Genomic DNA, 23,749 nt, shown 5'->3' on the forward strand with positions numbered 1-23,749 from the left:
GGCCGGTGGGGCCGCCACTACCTGTCAGGCCTGGCTGCCGGCCAGCTTCCGAACGGTCAGAACCTCGATGTCTTGGAACGGACGTCCCTCAGGGCGGATCAGGTCGTGGAACCACACCTTCGGAATCGTGGTGGCCGGGTGATCCCAGGTTTCCCAGGGGAAGTAGGTCTGGGTCTTTCCGGCGACCAGGCCCCAGTTGATCGCGCCGACGTTGTGGCGCTTGGCGACGGGCAGGATGCTCTGCACAGTGCTGCCCCGGGGCCGGGCCATGTATTCCGTGCACAGGATCGGCCGGCCCATCGGGGCCAGCTCGTTGATGCGCGACTCGAACCCGGCCGGCTCAGCGTAGGAATGGAAGGTGACCACGTCGGAGTTGGCGAGCTGGATGTCGCTGATTGCGCTGCGGCCCTGGGGTTGTCCCCAGTCTCCGCGCCACACGCCGCTCGTGAGCGGCTGACTCGGATCGACTGCGCGTGCCCACCGAAACACCTGGGGGAGCAGGTCGGCGACCAGTTGGTCCTTGTCGCTTCTTTCGGTGTTGCGGTACTGCCGCGCCGGGTTGTCGGGTTCGTTCCAGAGGTCCCACCCCAAAACCCGGTTGTCATTACGGAATTGGGTCATCACCGCGGTGACGTAGTCGCGCATGACCGGGACGTAGCGGGGGTCTCCAAGGCGCTCGGCGCCCGGGCTCTGCACCCAGCCCGAGTTGTGCACACCGGGGCGCGGCGCGCGTTGCCGGCCCGCTCGGGGTTGCGGGTCCCAGCAGGAGTCGAAGAAGACGAAGAGCGGCTTGATGCGATGACGGGCCGCGATGTCGACGAATTGCCCTAGCCGCGTTTGGAACCCGCGCTGATCGGCGGCCCACAGCTGATCGTGGAGGAACACTCGCGCGGTGTTGTGCCCATAGAACTGAGCCCAGCCGAGCTCGGTGTCGATACGTCGTGGGTCGAAGGTGTCGGCCTGAAACATCTCGAACTGGTTGATGGCGCTGGCGGGAATATAGTTTGCTCCGACGAGCCAGCCCTGAGCTTGATACCACCGGCTGGCGCGATCGGGAGACCACCGGCCCGCTTCCTCCGCGGAGGCCCGGGGTACCCGGGTAACTGCGGCGCTAGCCGCCAGCAGCAGAGGGAGTTTCAGGGCCGTTCGTCGTTCCACGATGTGACGATAAGTTTCCGGGGCGATTTCCCGGGGATTTGCTCAGCGCGTCGCGAGAGCTTCAGATAACAATTGTTCCCGGGCCGTCTGCGGCCCCTCCGAAAGTCGGAACCCACCGGTCATCGTGACCAATCCGTAACCATCCACTCCGGCGTGCCCGGGCCGTCGTGAACGCCGGGCGGTTTAAAATGTGCCCGGCTCTGTGTCAAACCCGTTGTCGGACAACCAAAACCGGCGTTCCCCTGATTGAGGGTCTAGCGTAGCTTGCGGCCGTGGTTGTCTTTGACGCTGCCGGTGAAGATCAAAATCGCGTCGACGATCGCCCAAATGATGCCGCCGAGCAGGACCGGAAATCCCAGAAAACAGAACAGGCTGAAGACAATTCCGAACAGCCCCAGGCACAGCTGGGCCACCGCGATCTGAGTCGAGTCGAGGTAAAAGCGGCCGACGCCGAACAAGCCGAGAAAGAGCTGAAGTAAGCCGGCGGTGGTGGCGGCCTTGTCCGACAGGGGCAGTCCGGTAACCGGATCGCGGCCGAACGGCGCCTGCGGGTCGACGTATCCGCCATATCCCGGATAGCCCGGGTAACCGGGGTAGGCCTGCGGGGACGGATATCCCGGCGGTGGCGGTGGCTGAGGCGGGTTGTGCGGAGTCGGTTGTGATGCGTAACCGGGTGGCTGCCATCCCCACGGTGGCTCATCAGCGGGATTTCCGGGTGGGTTGGGCGGCGTCGACATCGATTCGAGTTAACACGCCCGATCTCCGGCCGTCCACATCGGCCTCCGACGCACCGGCGCGGAAAATCCTTGGGCGCAGTCGGCAAATCACTTCAAAGTTCACCCCCGTGAGAGCAATACTGGACGGGTGCCTGATCGAAATGTGCTGGGCGGTCCGCTGGAACCGTGCGGCACAGACCCACTGACCGGTTTCTACCGCGACGGCTGTTGCTCAACCGGGCCTCAGGACCTTGGACGGCACACGATTTGCGCGGTGATGACCGCCGAGTTCCTGGAGCACCAGCGTTCCATCGGCAATGACCTGTTGACCCCGGTTCCCGAGTATCGGTTCCCCGGCCTGCTGCCCGGCGACCGATGGTGTGTGACCGCGCTGAACTGGCTGCGGGCTCACCACGACGGGTGCGCGGCGCCGGTGGTGCTGGCATCCACGCACGAGAACACCCTCGAGGTGGTGCCGCTGGAGGCGCTGCAGGCGCACAAGATCGACGTTCCCGACGATCTGGCCAACCTGTAGCTGGGTGACCGCTGGTCGGGACGGTGGGTGAACCACGGAATCCCGCCGCGTCTAGCCTCGGTGTCATCTTTCTCACCTGACGCGTCGAAGAGGGGTTGCGGTGGGTTCTGCGGTGGACGACATCGACTTCGACGACCTGACCGCGCCCCGGCTGACCGACGTCCAGCGTCAGATCCTGCAGTTCACCGAGGCCAAGCGCGTCGACTTCGACATCGACCGGATGCTCGCGGAGGCCATCGAACAAACCGGGCTAAAAGCCGCTGCCGCCGACCTCGACGACACCGACGGCTTCGCCGATCGGCTGCGCGCGCACGTCGCCGCGATCGAAGCCGACGAGGGTCTGCGCCAGCTCACCCGCGATTCGCTGCGGCAGCGGATCGTCCGCCTGCTGCGTAACCGGTTGTCGCTCACCGAGCTGATCACGCGGTACCCCGAGATCGAATCCATCCCGATCGAGAGGCCTTTCATCGTGGTCGGGATGCCGCGGTCGGGCACCACGCACCTGGTGAATCTCATTGCCGCCGACCCCCGCCGGCGCGCGCTGCCGTACTGGGAGAGCCAGGATCCCATCCCCGCTCGTGGGCAGGGGCCCGACGTGTTCGGCGTGGACCCCCGTTACGCGCGAGCCAAAGCAGAACACGAAGCGCTGATGGCCAGCGCGCCCGTGGTGGCCGCCATGCATGACCGCTTCCCCGAGGCGATCGAGGAGGAGGTGGAACTCCTCGACCTCGATCTGTCCTCCTATGTCCTGGAATGGCATGCGCGGGTGCCGGATTGGCGCGACTACTACCTGAGCCTCGACCAAACCCGCCACTACGCCTACATGCGCAAGGTGTTGCAGGCGCTCACCTTTCTGCGAGGTCCGCGAACCTGGGTCCTCAAGAGTCCGCAGCACTGCGAGCAGCTCGGCCCGTTGATGGCGACGTTCCCCGACGCGACGGTGGCTTTTACGCACCGCGACCCCGTGGCGGTGATCCAATCGGCGATCACGATGATGGCCTACTCGGATCGGCTGCGCCGCAACAGCATTGATCCGCAGTGGCTGCTGGAGTATTGGAGCGATCGCGTGCACCGCCTGCTGAGCGCATGCGTGCGCGACCGCGACCTGGTGGACACCGAACGCAGCATCGACGTCAACTTCCACCAGCTGGGCGGCAACGAGATGCCGGTGCTCGAGCGGCTGTATCACTGCGGCGGTGTCGAATTGCCGCAGCAGGTGCGCGACGGCTTCCAGCGCTACCTGGACGGCAATCCACGAGGCAAGCACGGCCGCATCCATTACGAACTGCAACGGCACTTCGGCGTCTCCGCCGACGAACTCCGCGGCCGGTTCGGCTTCTATTTCGACAAGTTCGACGTCCGACCCGAATAAGGAGTCAGCAGCGATGACCGAACCCGTCTATCGCGGCAGGCCCGGCGCCGACGCGATGCGCCCGGCGTCCGCGGAGAAGGCGGATGAGATCGCCCCGGGATTGTGGTGCTCGCCTGGGCTGTCCAACTCGTACCTGCTCACCACCGCGCAGGGGCGGGTGATCGTCAACACCGGCATGGGTTTCGAGGGGCCGGTGCATCGCGCCAACTTCGACGCCGTGGACTCCTCGCCGGTGCGCTACATCATCTTCACCCAGGGCCACGTCGACCATGTCGGCGGCCTGGACAGCGTGCGCGACCCCGACACGACCGTTGTCGCGCAAGCGAACTGGACGACGTGGCGAGACGACAACGAACGACTGATCCCCTACCGCGCCAGCCGCAGCGCGTTCGCGTTCAAAGACACGCTGGCCGACGGCATCCAAGCCATCCAACGGCGCCTGGGGACCGCGCAACTGGCGGGCCAGAGCGTGCCCGCCGTGGACCTCGACTTCGAGGACACGCTGACGCTGGAGCTCGGCGGCCGACGGATGGAACTGATCTCGGTGCCCGGTGGGGAGACCACCGACTCGCTGGTGGTCTGGCTCCCCGACGAACGAATCTGCCTGTGCGGAAACACCTTCGGCCCCCTGTTCGGGCACATCCCCAACCTCGTCACCATGCGGGGCGACCGCTACCGGGACGCGTTGACGGCCATTGCCTCGGTGGAACGGGTCCGCGACCTGCGCCCCGAGCTGCTCGTGACGGGTCACTTCGCGCCCGTCGCGGGGGCCGAGCGCATCAACGCCGAGCTGGCCCGGCTGCGCAACGCCATCCAGTACATCCACGATCAGACGGTCGCCGGAATGAATGCCGGAAAGGATGTCCGCACCCTGATGCGCGAGATCACGTTGCCCGCGGAATACGAAGTGGGCCAGGGCTATGGGAAGGTCGCCTGGGACGTGCGGGCCGTCTGGGAGAACTACTCGGGCTGGTTCCACCACGAGTCGACCACCGAGCTGTACCCGGTCGGATTTGACGCCGTCGCGGCCGACGTGGTCGAGTTGGCCGGCGCCGATGCGCTCCTGGATCGCGCCCGGGCGCACCTGGCCGCCGATCGGGCGCTGCACGCCATCCACCTCGCCCAGCTCGTGCCCGCCGAGCATTCGGGGGCTCGCGATGTGCTCCGGCAGGCGCATGAAAAACTTCTCGCAAGCAGCACGAACTTCTGGGAAAGCGCGTGGCTGCGCAACCAGATTGCGAGGAACTCATAGCATGCTGCTGACGGTGCTGCGCTTCAACTTCGCCTCGCCGCAGGGGGATCCGCGCGTGCAGGGCGAACAGCTGTCCGCCGCGCTCGAACTGGCGCAGTGGGGTGAGTCGCACGGCATCACGTCGATCAGTGTCGACGAGCATCACGCGACCGGGCACGGGTGGAGCTGCAACCCGATCATGGCCGCGGCGATGTTCTTGGCCCGGACCTCGACGCTGATCGCCAGCGTCGATTGCGCGTTGGGCCCGCTGTGGAACCCCGTCCGCCTTGCCGAAGACATCGCGCTCGTCGACAACATGAGCCGCGGCCGGCTGCACACCACGGTGGGCCTGGGATACCGCACGGTCGAATACGACGCGCTGGGAGCCGATTTCACGCGACGTGGCGCGCTGATGGACGGCCTGCTCGAGCGGATGCTGGCGGTGTGGTCCGACATTGGCACGTGGACCCGGCCGCATCCACCGCTGTACGTCGGCGGTGGCGCGCGTGCCACGGCGCGCCGCGCCGCCCGGTTCCGGCTGCCGCTCAGCCTGGCCGATCACCTGCCCGAGATCGCCGCCTACTACCGCGAGCTGTGCGCCGAGGCGGGCATGGCGCCGTTCATTCTCATGCCGGGACCGATCAACCGCGGAATGATCTACCTGCACGAGGACCCCGAGCGGGCGTGGGCGGAACTGGGCGACCACATCCTGTGGGAGGCAGTCACTTACGGCGGATGGTCCACCGATCAACGCTCGCTAATGCACCTTCCGGGTGTGCAGACCCTGGACGAGGTCAGGGCATCGGGGCGGTACCGCTTCCTGACTCCAGATCAGCTGATCGCGGAGGTGCGCGAGGCCGAGAACTACGGGCCGCTCGTCATGCACCCCCTGGTCGGTGGCATGCCGGTCGACGAAGCGTGGAAGTCGGTGCAATTGCTCACCGACAAGGTCCTGCCCGCGCTGGCGGCCTAGGCGTCGCGGCGTTGTTCGAGCCAGTCGGCCAGCGAACGGCCGGCATCTAGGACGTGTCGCTCGGCGATCGCACGGGCCCGTTCGGCGTCCTTGTCGCCCAGCGCGTCGAGCAGCTGTTGATGTTCGTCGAGCGAATGCTTTTCGTGCTCGGGAAACAGGGTCAGGAAGTTGCTCGGCACCACGCGGGCGACCTGTTTGATCTGGTTCAGCAGGCGAGGGGAGTGCGCGGCGCGATGGATCATCTGATGGAAATGCCAGTTGGCTTCTCCGATGGTGTCGTCCCCGGATCGCGCGACGACGTCGGCCGCGAGTTCTCGTAGGGTGTCGAGTTCCGCGGGCTCAATCCGCTCGGCGGCCCAGGCCGCGGCCTGCCCGGTCAGCACGCCGAGAATGGTGAAGCTGTCCAGGACGTCGCCCGGGCTGATGCCGAGCACCGTCACGCCGCTGCGGGGGGCGACTTGGACCAGGCCCTCGAACGACAGCTCCAGCAGCGCCTCGCGCACCGGCGTGCGGCTGGTCGCGAATTCCTCGGTGATGGCGTCGAGGTCGACCCGCGAACCGGCCGGCAGGACCCCGGTCAGAATGCGGTCGCGAAGTTCGCGGGCGGCGCGCTCTCGGACCGTTCCGGAGATGTCGATCCCTGAGGTCGAAGCCACCTGGGCATAATACCAAACGACAGGTTTAGGATTTGATATCTGAAATATCAGATGTTACGTTTCAAGTATGCGCACCGACAAAATGGCCCTCGTGGCCTTCATGCAGGCCGGCAGCACCTCGGTCTACGCGGGCTCGTGGCGGCACCCCGCGACCGAACACCGGTACTTGGACGCGTCCTACTACGCGAAGATCGGCCGCCAGCTCGAAGAGGGTTGCTTCGACCTGATGTTCTTCGACGACCGCCTGGCCATGCCGGGGGTCTACGGCGGATCGGTGGGCGAGGCCGTGCATTACGGCGCCCGCCCGGTCAAGCTGGACCTCAGTGTGATTCTCGGGGTGCTGGCGCAGGCCACGTCGAAGATTGGGCTGGGCGCCACCTACTCGACCACCTACTACCAGCCGTTCCATGTGGCGCGCACGTTCGCCTCGCTCGACCACCTGTCGGGTGGCCGCGCGGCCTGGAACGTGGTCACCTCCGTCAACGACAGCGAGGCGCAGAATTTCGGCGTCGACGCCCACCTCGGTCACGACGAACGCTACGACCGCGCCGACGAATTCATGGACGTCGTGACCGGCCTGTGGGACACCTGGGAGGACGAAGCCGTCCTGCACGACCGGGCGTCCGGGCAGTTCGCCGACCCCAGCAAGGTGCACGAGCTGGGACACGTCGGCCAGTTCTTCTCCGCCCGTGGACCGTTGACGGTGCCGCGGACCCCGCAGGGCCGGCCGGTCATCATCCAGGCCGGATCGTCGGGCCGGGGCCGCGAATTCGCTTCCCGGTGGGCCGAATTGATCTTCACCGGCGACCCGGGCATCGAGGTCGCACGCAACCACTACGCCGATCAAAAGGACCGCATCGCCGAAGCGGGCCGCGATCCCGCCGCCGTGCGCATCTGCCCCATGGCCTACGCGGTGGTGGGCGAATCCGAGGCCCACGCCAAGGATCGCGAGGCGATGTTCCTCAACGATCTCGTACATCCGATGGCGTCGCTGACGCTGCTGTCCGAGCTGATGAATTACGACTTCGCGCAACACGACCTCGACGACCCGGTGACCGACGAACTGCTCGCCTCGGTCTCCGGAATCCGCGGCCTGGTGCAGAACCTGCGCACCCATATCGGCGGGGACACGGTCACCTTGCGCGACCTCGCCAACCATCGTGCCACGCTGCTGCAGGGGCCCCGCTTCGTCGGCACCGGCGAACAGGTCGCCGATCAGATGGCCGACTGGTTCGAAAGCGGCGCGTGCGACGGATTCGTCTTGGCCGCGACGCATCTGCCCGGAGCGTTCGAGGACGTCGTGCGCATGGTGGTCCCGGAGCTGCAGCGGCGCGGGCTGTTCCGCACCGAATACGAATCGTCCACGCTGCGCGGGCACCTCGGGCTGCAGCGTCCCTCGAACAGCCGGGTGGCCGCCGGTGCCCATGCTTGACGGGCTGCGGGTGCTCGACCTCGCGACGCTGGCCGCCGCACCGCTGGTGGCGACCTACCTTGGCGAGTTCGGCGCCGACGTGATCAAGGTCGAAGAACCGCGCCACGGCGACCCGATCCGCGGCTGGGGCAACCAGCGCGACGGAGTCGGGTTGATGTGGAAGTCGGTTGCGCGCAACAAGCGATCGATCACGCTGGACTTGCGGTGCGCGGAGGGTCAGGAGCTGGTGCGCCGCCTGGTGGAGCACGCCGACGTCGCGATCTTCAACACCCGCCCCCAGACTTTGCGCAAGTGGGGCCTCGACTATGAGAGCCTGCGCGCGGTCAACGAGCGGATTGTGATGCTGCACATCACCGGTTACGGGCTGAGCGGGCCGAAGAGTGAGCGCCCGGGCTTCGGCACGCTGGGTGAGGCGATGAGCGGGTTCGCGCACATCACGGGTCAGGCCGGCGCGCCGCCCACCCTGCCGCCGTTTATGTTGGCCGACGGCGTCGCGTCTCTGAACGCCGCCTACGCGGTGATGATGGCGCTGTATCACCGCGACGTGCACGGCGGGCCGGGCCAACTGATCGACGTCAACCTGATCGACCCGCTGGCCCGGCTGCTGGAACAGACGCTGCTGGGCTATGACCAGTTGGGCCTGGTGCCCGAGCGGGCCGGCAACCGGTGGGACATCTCGGCGCCGCGCAACACCTATCGCACCGCGGACGGCAGGTGGCTGGCCATGTCCGGCAGTTCGCCGGCGTTGGCGCTGCGCGTGTTCCGGGCGATCGGCCGTCACGATCTGCTCGACGACGCCGACTTCTCCGACCCGCAGCGACGGTTGGCTCGCGCCCGCGAGGTCGATGCCGTGGTCGCCGATTGGGTTGCCACCAAGACACTTTCGGAGGCGATGGAAGCCTTCGAAGCGCACGAGGTGGCGGCGGCGCCCGTTTATGACATCAGCGACCTGGTCGCCGACGAGCAACTGGCGCATCGTGAGGTGTTCATCTCGGTCGACGATCAACAACTCGGACCCATGACGGTGCAGGCCCCCGTTCCGCGCTTCTCGTCGGCGTCGGGCACGGTCGGGCATCTGGGACCGCGCCTCGGCGAGCACAACACCGAGGTGTACGGGGAACTGCTCGGCATGAGCCGCGACGAAATCGACGACCTGCGCGCCCGTGGCGTGTTGTGACAGAAGGAAATTGAACGATGACGAATCTTCTCCGCCGCTCCGAGCTCGCGGTGCCCGCATGCAGCGACAACATGTTCGACAAGGCCGCCGGGTGCGGCGCCGACCTGGTGTTCCTCGACCTCGAGGACGCGACGCCCGCCGCGTTCAAGGAGGAATCGCGCGGCAAGGCGATCAGCGCGCTCAACGACCTGGATTGGGGCCGCACCGCGCGGGCGGTGCGGATCAACGGGCTGGACACCGCGTGGTGCCACGACGACGTCATCGAGGTGGTGACCAGGGCCGGCCGCAACCTCGACACCATCATCATCCCCAAGGCGCGCACCGCCCGCGACGTGTGGTGGGTGGACGTCCTGCTCACACAGCTGGAATCAAAACTGGACCTGGACAAGCGGATTCGGCTCGAGGTGCTGATCGAAGAGGTCGAAGGCTTGGCCAACGCCGAAGAGATCGCGGCGGCCAGCCCTCGCCTGGACGCTTTGATTTTCGGGGTGGGCGACTTCTCGCTGTCGCAGGGCGCGCGGGTGGACACCAACTTCGTCCCGCTGGGCGAGTATCCGGGCGAGTTCTGGGCCTACGCGCGGAACAAGGTGATCGTCGCTGCGCGCATCGCGGGCATCGACGCGATTGACGCGCCCTACCCCGACTACCGCGACCTCTCCGGATACGAGCGCGACGCGCGGCGCGCATCGCTGCTCGGCTACACCGGAAAATGGGCGATCCACCCCGACCAGGTGCCCGTCGCCAACGAGGTCTACGCCCCGACCGCCGACGAAATCGCCCGCGCCGAAGCCAATGTCGCGGCCTACCGGGAGGCCGAGGCCAGGGGCCGCGGCGCCGTCGGGGTGAACGGCGTCCTGGTTGACGCCGCCCACGTGAAGCAGGCGGAGCAGACGCTGGCGCGCGCCGCGTTGATCAACGGCAGCCGCGTTTGATGGCGGCGACCCGCTGCGCCCGGCTACGGCCTGTAGCGGCGACCCGATGCGCCCGGCTACGCCGCGCTTGCGATCCCCGCGGCCGCGCTTGCGATCCCCGCGGCCGCGCTTGCGATCGCCGCTAGTCGATCACCACGAGTAGGTCGCCGCCCTCGACTTGTGCGGTGTGCGATACCGCGATTCGCGCGACTTTGCCGGCCTTCGGGGTGGTGACGGCGGCCTCCATCTTCATCGCCTCGATCGTCGCGATCGTCTGACCGGCCTCGACCTCCTCCCCGACCTCGGCGGTGACCGTGACGACGCCGGCAAAGGGGGCGGCGACGTGGTCGGGATTGGTGCGGTCGGCCTTCTCGGCCGCCGGCACGTCGCTGGCGATGCTGCGGTCGCGCACCACCACGGGGCGCAGCTGACCGTTGAGGATGCACATCACGGTGCGCATGCCGCGTTCGTCGGGGTCGGAGATGGCCTCGAGCCCGATCAGCAGCTCCACACCGCGCTCCAGCTCCACGCGGTGTTCGTCCCCCTGGCGCAACCCATAGAAGAACTGGTTGGCGCTGAGTCCCGAGGTGTCGCCGTACGTCTCGCGGTGATCGTCGAGCTCCTTGGCCGGCCCCGGGAACAGAAGCCGATTCAGCGCGGCCTGCCGCTCGGCGCCCGGCGCGGCCAACGCCTTTTCATCGTCGGCCGTCAGCGGCTGCTCGGGCTTCGCCGGCCCGCGCCCGTCTAATGCCTTGGTGCGCAACGGCTCCGGCCAGCCTCCGGGCGGGTCACCGAGTTCGCCGCGCAGGAAGCCGATGACCGAATCCGGGATGTCGTAGCGCGCCGGGTCTTCGGCGAAGTCCTGCGCGCTGACGCCGGCCCCGACCAGCGCCAGCGCCAAGTCGCCGACCACCTTGCTCGACGGCGTGACCTTGACGAGGTGCCCGAGGATGGAATCGGCGCCAGCGTAGGCGTTTTCGATGTCCTCGAACCGGTCGCCGAGTCCCAGCGCGATGGCCTGCTGGCGCAGGTTCGACAATTGGCCACCGGGGATCTCGTGGTGGTAGACGCGGCCGGTCGGCGACGGCAGCCCGGATTCGAACGGCGCGTACACCTTTCGCAGCGCCTCCCAGTACGGTTCCAGGCCGCACACCGCCGGCAGCGACAACCCGGTGTCGTACTCGGTGTTGGCGGCGGCGGCCACGATCGACGACAGCGCGGGCTGGCTGGTGGTCCCCGCGAGCGGGGCCGCGGCGCCGTCGACGGCGTCGGCCCCCGCGTGCCAGGCCGCCACGTAGCTCGCCAGTTGCCCGCCCGGGGTGTCGTGGGTATGCACGTGCACCGGCAGGTCGAATCGGGATTTCAACGCCGAGACCAGTGTCGCGGCGGCCGGCGCGCGCAACAATCCGGCCATGTCCTTGATCGCCAGGACGTGCGCACCCGCCTCGACGATCTGTTCGGCCAACTTGAGGTAATAGTCCAGCGTGTAAAGCTTTTCGGCCGGATCGCTCAGATCCCCGGTGTAAGACATCGCCACCTCGGCCACCGCCGCCCCGGTGTCGCGCACCGCGTCGATGGCCGGCCGCATCGAGTCGACGTTGTTCAACGCATCGAAGATCCGGAAGATGTCGATGCCGGTGGCCGTCGCCTCCTCGACGAACGCGGTCGTCACCGTCTCCGGATAGGGCGTGTAGCCCACGGTGTTGCGCCCGCGCAGCAGCATCTGCAGACAAATGTTGGACAGCGCCTCGCGCAGCGCCGCCAGCCGCTCCCACGGGTCCTCTTTCAAGAACCGCAGCGCCACATCGTAAGTCGCGCCGCCCCAGCACTCCACCGACAACAACTGCGGCGTGGTCCGCGCGAGGTAGGGCGCGACCTTGAGCAGGCCGGTGGTGCGGACCCGGGTCGCCAGCAGCGACTGGTGGGCGTCGCGGAACGTGGTGTCCGTGACGGCGACACCGCGCGACTCGCGGAGCCAGGCCGCAAATCGCTGCGGCCCGAGTTCGGTCAAACGCTGCTTGGATCCCGCGGGTGGGTCCGTCGACAGGTCGATGTCGGGCAGCTTGTCGTGCGGGTACACCGTCGACGGGCGCTCGCCGTGCGGCTTGTTGACGGTGACGTCGGCTAGGTAGCTGAGGATCTTGGTGCCGCGGTCGGCCGAGCTGCGCGCCGTGAGCAGCTGCGGGCGCTCCTCGATGAACGACGTGGTGATGCGGCCGGCCTGGAAATCCGCGTCGTCCAGAACCGCTTGCAGGAACGGAATATTCGTCGACACACCGCGAATGCGGAATTCCGCGACCGCCCGTCGGGCCCGGCGCACGGCCGTGGGGAAGTCGCGGCCGCGGCAACTGAGCTTGATCAGCATCGAGTCGAAATGCGCGCTGATCTCCGCGCCCAGCGTCGTGCCGCCGTCCAGCCGGATTCCCGCGCCGCCCGGGGTGCGGTAGGCGGTGATGCGGCCGGTGTCCGGACGGAAGCCGTTCGCCGGATCTTCGGTGGTGATGCGGCATTGCAGCGCCGCGCCGTGCGGGACGATCGAATCCTGCCGCAGGCCAATCTCTTCCAGCGTCTGCCCGGACGCAATGCGCAGCTGGGCGGACACCAGGTCGACGTCGGTGATCTCCTCGGTCACCGTGTGTTCCACCTGGATCCGGGGGTTCATCTCGATGAACACGTGATTGCCGCGTTCGTCGAGCAAGAACTCCACCGTGCCCGCACACGTGTAGCCGATGCTTTCCGCGAACGCCACCGCGTCCGCGCAAATGCTCATCCGCAGTTGTGGATCCAGGTTCGGCGCCGGGGCGATTTCGATCACCTTCTGGTGCCGCCGCTGCACGCTGCAATCGCGTTCATAGAGGTGGATCACGTTGCCGTGATTGTCGGCCAGGATCTGGACCTCGATGTGACGCGGGTTGATCACCGCCTGCTCGAGAAACACCGAGGCATCCCCGAACGCGGATTCGGCCTCCCGGCTGGCCGCCTCGATCGCCTCCGGCAGCGCTGCGGGGTCGGTGACCCGCCGCATCCCGCGGCCGCCACCTCCGGCGACCGCCTTGACGAACAGCGGAAACGTCATCGACTCGGCGGCCGTCACCAGCTCGTCCACCGATGTCGAGGGCGTCGAGGAGGCCAGCACCGGCAGGCCCGCCGCCCGCGCCGCCGCGATTGCCCGCGACTTGTTGCCGGTGAGCTCGAGCACCTCGGCACTCGGGCCGACGAATGTGATGCCCGCCGCCGCGCACGCCGCCGCCAGGTCCGGGTTCTCGGACAGGAAGCCGTAGCCGGGGTAGATCGCGTCCGCCCCGCAGGCCTGCGCCGTCGCGACGATGTCGTCGACCGACAGGTAGGCGCGGACCGGATGGCCCTCCTCGCCGATCTGGTACGACTCGTCGGCCTTGAGCCGGTGCACCGAGTTGCGGTCTTCGTAGGGGTAGACCGCCACGGTGGCCATTTCCAGCTCGTAGGCGGCGCGGAATGCGCGGATCGCGATCTCGCCGCGATTGGCGACCAGGACTTTCGTCAACACGGTATTTACGATAGAGCCCGTTGCGGCGGTCCGACATACTCGCTCAGCGGACGGATCAACGCGTTGGACGCGGTCTGCTCGATGATGTGCGCCGTCCACCCGGTGATCCGGCTCATCACGAAAATCGGCGTGAAGGCCCCGATGTCGAAGCCCATCAGGTAATAGGCCGGGCCGGTCGGAAAGTCCAGGTTCGGCTTGATGCCGTTGGCCTCGGCCATCCCCTTTTCCAGGACTTCGTAAATGCCGAGCCACTTCTGGCCGTCCCGCGCCGCGGCGACCCGCGTGAGCGCCTCCTTCATGGTCGGCACCCGGGAGTCGCCGTTCTTGTAGACGCGGTGACCGAAGCCCATGACCTTGTCTTTGCAATCCAGCTTGCCCCGCAACCACTCCGAAGCCCTTTCGGCGCTCCCGATTTCGATCATGTCGTGCATGACTGCTTCGTTGGCGCCGCCGTGCAGCGAGCCCTTGAGCGCACCGATGGCGGCCGTGACCGCGCTGTAGATGTCGGACTGAGTCGAGGTGACCACGCGGGCGGCGAAGGTGGAGGCGTTGAAGCTGTGCTCGGCGTAGAGCACCATCGACTGTTCGAACGCGTCGACGATCACCTGCTCGGGGACGTCGCCGAAGCACATGTGCAGGAAGTTCTGCGCGTAGCTCATGTGGCTGTGGGGCGCGATGGGTTCCAGGCCGCGCCGGCGGCGCATGTCGGCCGCGACGACGGTGGGCAGCACCGCGAACATCCGCAGCGCCTTGGCGTGGTTGGCCGCCGGGCTGCTGTCGTCCTCGTCGGGGTCTTCGGCGCCCATCGAGCTGATGAAGGTGCGCACGACGTCCATCGGGTGGCAGGTGTCGGGCAGTTTGGACAGCAGCGAAAGCTGGGATCGGTTGAGCCGACGCGCCGCTCGTTCCCGCTGGGTGAACAGGGCCAGCTGCTGTTCGTCGGGCAGCTCGCCGTGCCAGAGCAGGTAGGCAACCTGCTCGAAGCTGCACGTGGCCGCGAGGTCCTGCACGGCGTAGCCGCGGTAGGTCAGGGAGTTGGTCTCCGGGACGACCTTGGAGATGGCCGTGGTGTCGACGACGACGCCGGCCAGGCCCTTATAGATGCGGGGCTTGTTGTCTTCGGCGGTACTCATGGCGCGACTCCTTGCACGGTAAAGTTGTAGATGTCGGAATCGAATTGGGTGTAGTCGGCGTAGCGCAGCAACTCGTAGAGCCGGCTGCGGTGCTGCATCCGATCGGTGAGGCCGGATTGTGTTCCGGTTTCGGCGATTTCACGGAGACCGATCTCGACGGCGTGCATGGCCAGCCGCAGCGTGGTGACCGGGTAGATCACCACGTTGTAGCCGATGTCGGACAGCTGTTGGGTGGACAGCAGCGGCGACTTGCCGAACTCGGTCATGTTGGCCAGCAAGGGTGTGTCCACCGCGGCGCGGAAGCGCTCGAATTCCGTTGGGCTGCCCAAGGCTTCGGTGAAGATCAGGTCCGCACCCGCGTCGGCGTACGCCTTGGCGCGCTCGATCGCCGCCGGCACCCCCTCGATGCCGGCGGCATCGGTGCGGGCGCAGACGATGAAATTCGGATCGCGGCGGGCGGAGACGGCGGCCCGCAGCCGTTTGATCATCTCGGCGGCCGGCACCACCGCCTTGCCGTCGAGATGCCCGCAGCGCTTGGGGTTTTCCTGGTCCTCCAGGTGACAGCCGGCCAGCCCGGCGTCCTCGAGCACCGTCACGGTGCGCGCCGCGTTCATCGGCTCGCCGAAGCCGGTGTCGGCGTCGATCAGGGTGGGCAGGTCGGTCACCCCCGCGATCTGCGCGCCGCGCCCGCCGACTTCGGTCAGGGTGGTCAGGCCGATGTCGGGCAGGCCGAGGTCGGCCGAGAGCGCCGCGCCCGACACGTACACCCCGTCGAACCCGAGCTCGGCGACGAGCTTGGCCACCAGCGGCGAGAAGGCACCCGGGAACCGTTGCAGCCGACCGCTTTCCAGCGCGGCACGAAACCGCGCCCGTTTCGCCGCCGCCGGCACGACACCGCCGATCAGCCCGCTCATCAGAAAATCCCCGCCGGAATCGTCGGCGCCTTGTCGAGCACCAACGGACCGACCGTGATGTTGAGCGCACCCAGAGCGCCCGCCTGCAGGTCCGCCAGAGCTTCGGCCGCCGACAGGAACCGCTGCTGCTCGGCCTCGCCGACCACGCCCTCGGCCAGCTCGGCGAACTTCCCGACGTACTGCTTGCGCTCAAACGGCCTCGCCCCCAAGGGATGAGCGTCGGCGACGGCGAGCTCGTCGACGATCACCTCACCATTTTTGAGGGTGACCTCCGCGCGCGCGCCGAACGCCTTCTCCGCCGGATCGGCGGAGTGGTAGCGCCGGGTCCATTCGGGATCCTCGACCGTCGAGATCTTCTGCCACAGCGCGACGGTGTCGGGCCGGTGCGCTCGCTGCGGCGCGTACGAGCGCTCGTGGTGCCAGGTGCCGTCCTGCAGCGCGACCGCGAAGATGTACATCACCGAGTGATCCAGCGTCTCGCGCGAAGCGTCCGGGTCGAACTTCTGCGGGTCGCCCGACCCGGTGCCGATCACGTAATGGGTGTGATGGCTGGTGTGCAGCACGATCGTCGCTACCTGGTCCAGATCGCCGATCCGTTCGCGCATTCGGCGCGCCAAGTCGATCAGCGCCTGACTCTGATACTCCGCCGAGTGCTCCTTGGTGTAGCTGTCCAGGATGGCGCGCTTGGGTTCGCCGGGTTCGGGCAGCGGGACGTGATAGGTGTGCCCGGGCCCCGAAAGCAGCCAGGCGATCACCCCGTCCTCGCCCTCCCAGATCGGGGCCGGCGCGCCCTCGCCGCGCATGGCGCGGTCGACGGCCTCGATGGCGACCTTGCCCGCCCAGGCCGGCGCGTACGCCTTCCAGCTCGAGATCAGACCCTTGCGCGACTGCCGGGTGGACGTCGTCAGGTGCAGCGCCTGCCCGATCGCCTGATAGATGGTCTCTTTGTCCAGACGCAACATCGTGCCCAGGCCGGCGGCCACGGACGGACCCAGGTGCGCGACATGGTCAATCTTGTGCTCGTGCAAGCAGATTCCCTTGACCAGGTCGATCTGGATCTCGTAGCCGGTCGCGATGCCTCGGATCAGGTCCGCGCCGCCGATCCCCAGGTGCTGCGCCACCGCCACCAGGGCGGGAATGTTGTCACCCGGATGCGAGTACTCGGCGGCCAGAAACGTGTCGTGGAAATCCAATTCGCGCACCGCGACGCCGTTCGCCCAGGCCGCCCACTCGGGAGAGTAGTCACCCTCGATCCCGAAAACCTTGGCGCCCTTGGCCGCGGCGGGGTGTGCCCGCGCCTGGGCCCGCGCGACCGCCACCGGCCGACGAACCACGGAAGCGGCGGAGACCGCGGCATTGTCGATGATGCGGTTGATCACCATCGCCTCGACGTCGGCGGGCACGGCGACCGGGTCGGCCGCGACCTCGGCGATCTTCCAGGCGAGGTGTTCACTACGAGGGAAGTCGTCGGCGCTGCGCCGGGTCCGAACATCATGAATGCGCATAAGTCGCACAGTACGCAGGACGTGGGACGGCGTAAATCCCCTGTAAAAGCGTAATCTTGTGTCCTTATCCGCATGGTTTTGCGAATGTTGTGAAAGGGGCTGGGCGTACGGTGAAACCCGTGGCGAAGACGTTCGCCGGCGCGCGGCTCCGGCGATTGCGCGAGGAGCAGGGGCTGACTCAGGTGGCGCTGGCGCGCGTCCTGGGTTTGTCGACCAGCTACGTCAACCAGCTGGAAAATGACCAGCGCCCGATCACCGTTCCGGTATTGCTCACCCTCACCGAACGATTCGACCTGCCGAGCCAGTACTTTGCGCCGGAGTCCGATGCCCGCCTGATTTCCGACCTTCGAGAGGTGCTCGCCGAGGCGCCGGCCACGGCCGCGCAGGTCGAGGAGCTCGTCGCCCGCATGCCCGCGATCGGTCAGACCCTGGTCAACCTGCACCGGCGGCTGCACGACACGACGGCGGACCTGGAGGCCCTGCACAGCCGCGCGAATTCGGAAGTCTTGGACATCTCGTCGCTGTCCCAGCAGCCGATGCCGTTCGAAGAGGTTCGCGATTTCTTCTACGACCGCAAGAACTACATCGGCGAACTGGACCTCGCCGCCGAAGATCTGTTCAACGAGAACCACTTACGAATCGGCGGACTCGACGGCCAGCTCGCGGAGCTGCTCGCCGACAAGCTCGGCATCGCGGTCGTGATCGACGACGGTCAGGTGTTGGACCCCAACTCCAAACGCCTGTTCGCGCCCGAAGCGAAAACCCTGTACCTGGCCCGGTGGCTGCATCCGGGCCAGCGTGCCTTTCAGCTCGCCACCCAGATCGCCCTGCTCACCCAGGGCCGGTTGATCACCGGGATCATCGCGGGCGACGACCAGCTCAGCGACGACGCCCGCGGCGTGGCGCGCATCGGGCTGGCCAACTATTTCGCCGGCGCCCTGCTGCTGCCCTACCTGAGATTCCTCGACGCCGCCGAGCACGTCCGCTACGACATCGACCAGCTCGCAAGGCGATTCGAGGTCGGCTTCGAAACCATCTGCCACCGGCTGTCCACCCTGCAGCGCCCGAACGCGCGGGGCGTGCCGTTCATCTTCGTCCGCACCGACAGTGCCGGGAACATCTCTAAACGCCAGTCCGCCACCGCTTTTCACTTCTCCCGCGTCGGCGGCAACTGCCCGCTGTGGGTGGTCCACCACGCGTTTTCCCGACCCGGCCAGTTTTTGACCCAGGTCGCGCAGATGCCCGACGCGCGCACCTACTTCTGGGTGGCGCGGACCACCACGACGGAGCCGAGCCGTTACCTCGGCCCGGACAAGAGCTTCGCCATCGGGCTGGGATGCGACGTCGCGCACGCGGAGAAGCTGATCTATTCGGTCGGCATCGATTTGGCCGACGCGGAGTCGATCGTGCCGATCGGTGCCGGCTGCAAGATCTGCGACCGGCCCGCGTGCCCGCAGCGCGCGTTCCCGTACCTCGGCCGCCCGGTGTACGTCGACCCCCACACCAGCACCGAACTGCCGTATCCGCCCGCGATCACGCCTTGAGCGCGGCCAGGTCGGGCCGCCCGCCGAGGCGCTGGACCGTCGCGCTGGCGGCCGCGGCCGCCAGCTTGCCGGCTTCCGGTGGTGCGGCGCCGTCGCGCAGCGCGGCGATCAGGCCGGCCACGAACGCGTCACCGGCGCCGGTCGGATCGACCACGTCCACGTCGGCGAACTCGAACAGCTCGCTGCCCCCATTCCACGCCACCAGGTCACCGACCTTCGGAACGGCGACGGCGACCAGTCCCGGGCCGCAGGTCAGCAGGTGGGCGGCCAGCTCGAAGGCTTGCTTCGCCGTGGTGATTTCCCGGCCCGCGATCAGCGAGGCTTCCGTGGCGTCGGCCCGGATCACGTCCACCGCCGCGAGCAGCTCGGCGCGGATGTGCGGGGCGGGAGCGCCGTCGGCCACCACGCGCAGCCCCCGCCGCCGCGCCCGTTGCGCGGCTTCCAAGACGGTGGCGGGCGGCTGCTGCAGCTGAAGGGAAACGGTATCTGCGCCGTCGAATACAGTGATTGACCGATCGAGGTCGGCGACCTGAACCAGCGAGCTTTCCGGCACGTCTTCGAGGAGCATGCGTTCGGGCGGCCGGGCGACCACATCGATCAACAGCGCCGTGGTGCCGCGGCGCGCGACGCCGCCGACGTCGATGCCGTCCCGTCGGGCCCGCGCCAGTACTGTCCTCCCGGCGTCGTCGTCACCCGTGACGGCGATGAGTGCGACCGGCACACCCAGCTGCGCCAGGCCGACCGCCTGGTTGGCGCCCTTGCCGCCGAGCAATTCCTTGCGCTGCCGGATCGTGACGGAATCGTCGGGCGTCGGCGGCCCATCGGTACGCAGCACCAGATCGCGTGCGATCTGGCCGATCACCACCACGCCCATGGGTCCAGCGTGCCCGGTCTTGACGGGCACGGCAACGCGATGATCGAGTGAGCCATGCCCAAGGTCGCGATACTCGACGACTATGCCGGGGTGGCGTTGCAGGTCGCCGACTGGTCACCGGTGCAGAACCGTGCTGACGTAACCGTTTTCGATCGCCACCTCTCCGAAGACGCCGCCGCCGAAGCGCTGCGGCCGTTCGACGTGCTGTGCACCCTGCGTGAGCGGATGGCGTTTCCGCGGACCCTGATCGAGCGGCTGCCGAACCTGAAGCTGATCACCATCGTCGGCAAGAGCCTGCCGAACCTGGACCTGGCCGCGGCCACCGAGCGCGGGATCCTGGTCGCCCATTCCGATTTCGCGCATCCCCGATTCAGGGCGATGCGCGATGCGACGCCCGAACTCGCCTGGGGCCTGATGATCGCGACGGTGCGCAATCTCGCCGACGAGCATCGCCACATGCGCGACGGCGGCTGGCAGAGCGCCGCGGGCATGACCCTGGCGGGCAAGACCCTCGGCCTGCTCGGCCTGGGCAGGGTCGGCAGACGCATGGCCGACTATGCCAAAGCGTTCGACATGGAAGTCGTTGCGTGGAGCCAAAATCTGACCGAAGACGCCGCCGCGAGCGTGGGCGCCCGGCGGGTGGAGAAGGCCCGCCTTTTCGAGGCCTCCGACGTGGTCTCCATCCATCTGGTGCTCTCGGAGCGCACGCGAGGGCTGGTCGGCGCGACCGAGCTGGCCCTGATGAAGCCGCACGCCTACCTGATCAACACGTCGCGGGGCCCGATCGTCGACGAGGCGGCCCTGCTCGCCGCGCTGGAATCCGGGCGCATCGCCGGTGCCGGGCTGGACGTGTACGACATCGAACCGCTGCCCCGCGATCACCCGTTGCGGCGGCTCCCGAATGTGACACTGTCCCCGCACCTGGGGTACGTCACCCGCGAGATGCTCGGCGCCTTCTACTCCGACACCGTGGAGTCAGTGGTGGCCTGGCTGGACGGGCAGCCCATTCGGATCGCCAATCCCGAGGTGTTGCAGCGACGCTGACCCGCTCACCGACGTTTCCAGTGCGGACTTTTGACCGCGTCGAGGGCCTCGGTGACATAGCGATCGAGCGGCCACGGCTTTCCGGACTGTCGCACCCACTGCTGGAAGGCGAAATCCGCTGCCGCGAACGCGAGTTGGACCAGCAAGCCGGGACGCAGGTCGGCGTCGGCGTTGACGCCCATCCGCTCGGCGATGAGCTTGGTCGCCCGCTCCTTGTCGGCGGGCCGGTGCACCGTGACCTTGTCGAGCAGGTCGGGGACCACCAGCAGGGCCTCGCGCCATTCTTCGGTGTCGGCCTGCTCGAACGAGCGGGTCCTGGTGATGATGGCGTTGATCAGCGCGATATCGGGTGGTTCGGCGGCGGGGCGACCTTCGAGGAGATTGACGATCGCGGCGCCGCCGTAGCGCACGGGCGCAAGGAGAAGCTCCTCCTTCGCCGGCACGTGGCGGAAGAAGGTGCGCGGGGAAACGCCTGCGGCGGTGGCGATTTCCTCGGTGGTCACCGCGTCATACCCGCGCTCGACGAACAGCCGGAACGCCGCGCGCCGGATGTCGGCGCGGATCTGGGCGCGCTGCCGATCGCGGAGCGACTCTGGTCTGGCCGGGGACGTCACCGGAAGCAGCCGATCCCGCCGTCGACGTGGATGGTCTGCCCGGTGATGAACGTCGCGTCGCTGCCGAGCAGGAACGCCACCAGCGCGCCCACGTCGGTGCGGACGTCGCCGATGCGCTTCATCGGAACGCGCCCCACCGCCTTCTCGTATTCCTTGGGCGCGAACGACTTCCAGTACTTGACGCCGTCCGATTCGGCGAACGGGCAGATGACGTTGACGCGGATGTTGTCGCGACCCCATTCCAGCGCCGCGACCTTGGACAGGCCGCGGATGCCTTCCTTGGCGGCCGCGTACCCGCCCCACTTGGGCTCACCGCCGGTACCCGTCCCGGAGCCGAGGTTGACGATCGACCCGCCGCCCTCCCTGACCATGAGCGGGTGCACGGCCTGCATGAGCAGGAAGGTCGCCCGGGGCCCGACGTCGTAGCCGAGCGCGAGGTCGTCGGTGGTGATGTCGACGAACGCCTTGGGCTCGTTGGTGGCGATCGCGTTGTTCACCAGGCCATGCACGGCACCGAAGGCGTCGACCGCGGCGGCCGCGATCCGCTGCGCGCTGTCGGGGTCGCGCAGATCGGCGACGAGCCGTTCCACCCGTCCGATCGCTGCGAGTTCGGCGGCGGTCGCCTCGAGCGCCTCCCCTTGGATGTCGACCACCAGCACCGCAGCGCCGCGTTCGAGCAACGCGGCCGCCACGCCCTTGCCGACGCCCTGGGCGGCGCCGGTGACGATCGCGACGTGTCCGCGCATCGAATCGGGGTGGGTGTAGCTCATCGGACGGGTCCCATCTGCAGCGCTACGCCCCGGTGCATTTCGTAGGTGCTACGCGCCCCGTTGGGCAGTTCGATGAACTCCACCGGCGTCCCGTCCGGATCCTTGACGAAAAACATTCGGACACCGCCGATCTCGAAGGGGTCCTGGTCGGGCGTGTAGCCGGCGGAGACAATGCGGCGGTGGGTGTCGTCGAGGTCGGTCACCGACAGCGAGACGTTGTGGATCCCCGTGAAGCCGCGTCGCTGTTTCTGCTCGGTCGCCCTGGCCCCGATCGACAGCAGCTCGATCATCAACCCGCCCAGTAGCCCACCGACCACCCGGCCCTCGTGCTTGCGGGTCGCGTGCAATGCCGCATCGAAAGGCTCACCGGAGATCAGCGATTCGAACACCACGTCCATGCCGAGGACATCTCGGTAGAACGCGAGCGCGCGGTCCATGTCGGTGACGCCCACGACGAGGTGACAGAACGACACGTCGTCGAGGATCACGCGGTGTCCGGCGCGAGATTCGGGGCCGGGCGGCCGGCGAACAACGGCAGATCGAGGTAGGTCTTGATGCCCGGCTCGGCGGCGCAGACGTCGGGAACCGCGTTGATGCAGTGGTTGGCGGTGACCACGACTCCCGGATTCTTGATCAGCCCTTCGGCGATCGTCTCCGGCTGCAACCCCTTGAAGGTGAGGTTCACGTCGGGATCGCCGGTGATCTCGACCTCGAAGCGTTCGCCGCGCTCACCGAAATCCCAGGCGGGATCGAGGTTTTCCTCACCCATCAGCCAGTTGACCGCCGCGGTGATGACCGGTTCGCCATCGACCAGCGCTTGCCAGCGAAAGCGGCGTGCCGCCACGGTGCCGACGGTGATCGGGAACGGGTCGTAGTCGATGTCCGCAGTCGCCACGGCGACATCCTGGATGGTTCTGATGTTGGGGTCGATGCGAAATCCCATGTGATCGGCGATCATCCGCACCGACTGTTTGAAGCCCGCGTCGAGCAGGCCGGCCATCGGCCCTTGGGTGGCCTCCTCGGGAGTGCCGCCGAATCCCATGATGTGGCGCACCACGTCGGGTGCATTGTAGGTGCGGATGTCGGAGAACTCCTCGGCGCGCACGTGCGTGATCGCCGAGGACAGCGAGGACACCATGAGCGGGAATCGCTCCGTGATGCCCCCGGGGTGGATCCCCGAACCATGCAGCGTCACACCGCTTTCCACCGCGGCGTCGGCGACGGCCTTGTGACGTGGGTTGCCCGGATCGGGGTAGACCCAGCCGACCGGTGTGACGACGTTCTTGCCGGACCGCAGGATCGCGATGACCTCGTCGTCGTTGGGTATCAGCGGGCTGTACATGACGCAGTCGGCGTCCAGTGCCAGCACCTCGTCGAGGCTGGTGGTCGCGGTGACACCGAGATCCTGGGTGCCGATGATCCGCCCGACGTCGACGCCGTTCTTGTCCGCGCTGTGCACCCAGCACCCGACAAGCTCCAGTTGCGGGTGATTGAGGACGCACTGGATCGCCGCCTTACCCACACCGCCGGTGGCCCACTGGATGACACGAAGCTTGGACGGGCTACTCATCATTGACCTCCCGGACGGCGGAGCGTGGCCTTTACACATCGGCGAACAAAATGGCAGGCTATGACTTGCTGACAGTGACTGTCAATGATCGGCG

General features: G+C 67.6%; 21 protein-coding genes. 9 read left to right on the forward strand and 12 right to left on the reverse strand.

From position 1 onward, the window contains the following. Positions 1 to 24: 24 nt before the first annotated feature. Positions 25 to 1,158 (reverse strand): cellulase family glycosylhydrolase, encoded by a 1,134-nt coding sequence (locus tag JF781_RS06810; RefSeq protein WP_225326071.1) that lies wholly within the window; start codon positions 1,156 to 1,158, stop codon positions 25 to 27. Between the two features lie 254 nt (positions 1,159 to 1,412). Next, positions 1,413 to 1,895, reverse strand: a complete 483-nt coding sequence (locus tag JF781_RS06815) for an NINE protein (protein ID WP_225326072.1) — start codon at positions 1,893 to 1,895, stop codon at positions 1,413 to 1,415. A 127-nt stretch (positions 1,896 to 2,022) separates the two neighbouring features. Here JF781_RS06815 and JF781_RS06820 point away from each other — a divergent pair, with 127 nt between their 5' ends. From JF781_RS06820 to JF781_RS06835, 4 genes are all read left to right on the forward strand, one after another. Then, on the forward strand, positions 2,023 to 2,409 hold the full coding sequence (locus JF781_RS06820; protein ID WP_225326073.1) for a DUF2237 family protein: 387 nt from the start codon (positions 2,023 to 2,025) through the stop codon (positions 2,407 to 2,409). 100 nt (positions 2,410 to 2,509) lie between these two features. Then, entirely contained in the window at positions 2,510 to 3,781 is a 1,272-nt protein-coding gene (locus JF781_RS06825) for a sulfotransferase (protein WP_225326074.1), read from the forward strand. 13 nt (positions 3,782 to 3,794) lie between these two features. Then, the gene (locus JF781_RS06830) at positions 3,795 to 5,033 is read left to right on the forward strand and encodes an MBL fold metallo-hydrolase (protein WP_225326075.1); all 1,239 of its coding nucleotides are present in this window, start codon (positions 3,795 to 3,797) and stop codon (positions 5,031 to 5,033) included. 1 nt (position 5,034) lies between these two features. After that, positions 5,035 to 5,985: an LLM class flavin-dependent oxidoreductase gene (locus JF781_RS06835; RefSeq protein WP_225326076.1), complete on the forward strand. Its 951-nt coding sequence runs from the start codon at positions 5,035 to 5,037 to the stop codon at positions 5,983 to 5,985. Here the strand turns inward: JF781_RS06835 and JF781_RS06840 are convergent. After that, positions 5,982 to 6,641 carry a GntR family transcriptional regulator gene (locus JF781_RS06840; RefSeq protein ID WP_225326077.1) on the reverse strand — a complete coding sequence of 220 codons (660 nt, stop codon included), beginning with the start codon at positions 6,639 to 6,641 and terminating at the stop codon, positions 5,982 to 5,984. The two genes, JF781_RS06835 and JF781_RS06840, sit on opposite strands and share 4 nt — an antisense overlap. 67 nt (positions 6,642 to 6,708) lie before the next feature. On the opposite strand from JF781_RS06840, the gene JF781_RS06845 reads away from it, so the two are divergent. The 3 genes from JF781_RS06845 to JF781_RS06855 are packed head-to-tail and all read left to right on the forward strand — an operon-like array spanning position 6,709 to position 10,182. Continuing rightward, on the forward strand, positions 6,709 to 8,073 hold the full coding sequence (locus tag JF781_RS06845) for an LLM class flavin-dependent oxidoreductase (RefSeq protein WP_225326078.1): 1,365 nt from the start codon (positions 6,709 to 6,711) through the stop codon (positions 8,071 to 8,073). Further along, positions 8,066 to 9,250: a CaiB/BaiF CoA-transferase family protein gene (locus tag JF781_RS06850; protein ID WP_225326308.1), complete on the forward strand. Its 1,185-nt coding sequence runs from the start codon at positions 8,066 to 8,068 to the stop codon at positions 9,248 to 9,250. The genes JF781_RS06845 and JF781_RS06850 overlap by 8 nt, the downstream gene beginning before the upstream one ends. A gap of 17 nt (positions 9,251 to 9,267) precedes the next feature. Further along, positions 9,268 to 10,182, forward strand: a complete 915-nt coding sequence (locus tag JF781_RS06855; RefSeq protein WP_225326079.1) for a CoA ester lyase — start codon at positions 9,268 to 9,270, stop codon at positions 10,180 to 10,182. A gap of 121 nt (positions 10,183 to 10,303) precedes the next feature. Here the strand turns inward: JF781_RS06855 and JF781_RS06865 are convergent, their stop codons facing one another. From JF781_RS06865 to prpD, 4 genes are read right to left on the reverse strand one after another with little or no spacing between them, the layout of a single operon-like run. Beyond that, positions 10,304 to 13,687: a pyruvate carboxylase gene (locus tag JF781_RS06865; protein ID WP_225326080.1), complete on the reverse strand. Its 3,384-nt coding sequence runs from the start codon at positions 13,685 to 13,687 to the stop codon at positions 10,304 to 10,306. A 5-nt stretch (positions 13,688 to 13,692) separates the two neighbouring features. Beyond that, a complete protein-coding gene (locus tag JF781_RS06870; protein WP_225326081.1) occupies positions 13,693 to 14,820 on the reverse strand; it encodes a bifunctional 2-methylcitrate synthase/citrate synthase in 1,128 nt (375 codons plus the stop codon). Continuing rightward, positions 14,817 to 15,734, reverse strand: a complete 918-nt coding sequence (prpB, locus tag JF781_RS06875; RefSeq protein ID WP_225326082.1) for a methylisocitrate lyase — start codon at positions 15,732 to 15,734, stop codon at positions 14,817 to 14,819. Before prpB ends, JF781_RS06870 begins: the two co-directional genes overlap by 4 nt. Next, positions 15,734 to 17,239, reverse strand: a complete 1,506-nt coding sequence (gene prpD / locus JF781_RS06880; protein ID WP_225326083.1) for a 2-methylcitrate dehydratase PrpD — start codon at positions 17,237 to 17,239, stop codon at positions 15,734 to 15,736. The genes prpB and prpD overlap by 1 nt, the downstream gene beginning before the upstream one ends. 110 nt (positions 17,240 to 17,349) lie before the next feature. Here prpD and JF781_RS06885 point away from each other — a divergent pair, with 110 nt between their 5' ends. Further along, a complete protein-coding gene (locus JF781_RS06885; protein ID WP_225326084.1) occupies positions 17,350 to 18,783 on the forward strand; it encodes a short-chain fatty acyl-CoA regulator family protein in 1,434 nt (477 codons plus the stop codon). Here the strand turns inward: JF781_RS06885 and JF781_RS06890 are convergent. Further along, the gene (locus JF781_RS06890; RefSeq protein ID WP_255641338.1) at positions 18,773 to 19,657 is read right to left on the reverse strand and encodes a ribokinase; all 885 of its coding nucleotides are present in this window, start codon (positions 19,655 to 19,657) and stop codon (positions 18,773 to 18,775) included. The genes JF781_RS06885 and JF781_RS06890 overlap by 11 nt on opposite strands. Before the next feature lie 54 nt (positions 19,658 to 19,711). Between JF781_RS06890 and JF781_RS06895 the strand changes: the two genes are divergently transcribed. Beyond that, positions 19,712 to 20,701, forward strand: a complete 990-nt coding sequence (locus JF781_RS06895) for a D-2-hydroxyacid dehydrogenase family protein (protein ID WP_225326086.1) — start codon at positions 19,712 to 19,714, stop codon at positions 20,699 to 20,701. Between the two features lie 5 nt (positions 20,702 to 20,706). Here JF781_RS06895 and JF781_RS06900 read toward each other — a convergent pair whose 3' ends face one another. From JF781_RS06900 to JF781_RS06915, 4 genes are read right to left on the reverse strand one after another with little or no spacing between them, the layout of a single operon-like run. Further along, a complete protein-coding gene (locus JF781_RS06900) occupies positions 20,707 to 21,315 on the reverse strand; it encodes a TetR/AcrR family transcriptional regulator (protein WP_225326087.1) in 609 nt (202 codons plus the stop codon). Next, on the reverse strand, positions 21,312 to 22,085 hold the full coding sequence (locus tag JF781_RS06905; protein WP_225326088.1) for an SDR family NAD(P)-dependent oxidoreductase: 774 nt from the start codon (positions 22,083 to 22,085) through the stop codon (positions 21,312 to 21,314). Before JF781_RS06905 ends, JF781_RS06900 begins: the two co-directional genes overlap by 4 nt. Further along, positions 22,082 to 22,573, reverse strand: a complete 492-nt coding sequence (locus tag JF781_RS06910) for a VOC family protein (protein ID WP_308011522.1) — start codon at positions 22,571 to 22,573, stop codon at positions 22,082 to 22,084. Before JF781_RS06910 ends, JF781_RS06905 begins: the two co-directional genes overlap by 4 nt. After that, entirely contained in the window at positions 22,570 to 23,655 is a 1,086-nt protein-coding gene (locus JF781_RS06915) for a dihydrodipicolinate reductase (protein ID WP_225326089.1), read from the reverse strand. The genes JF781_RS06910 and JF781_RS06915 overlap by 4 nt, the downstream gene beginning before the upstream one ends. Between the last annotated feature and the right edge of the window lie 94 nt (positions 23,656 to 23,749).

The sequence above is a fragment of the Mycobacterium sp. WUMAC-067 genome, from assembly GCF_020217485.1.
In the GTDB taxonomy this organism is placed as follows: Bacteria; Actinomycetota; Actinomycetes; order Mycobacteriales; family Mycobacteriaceae; genus Mycobacterium.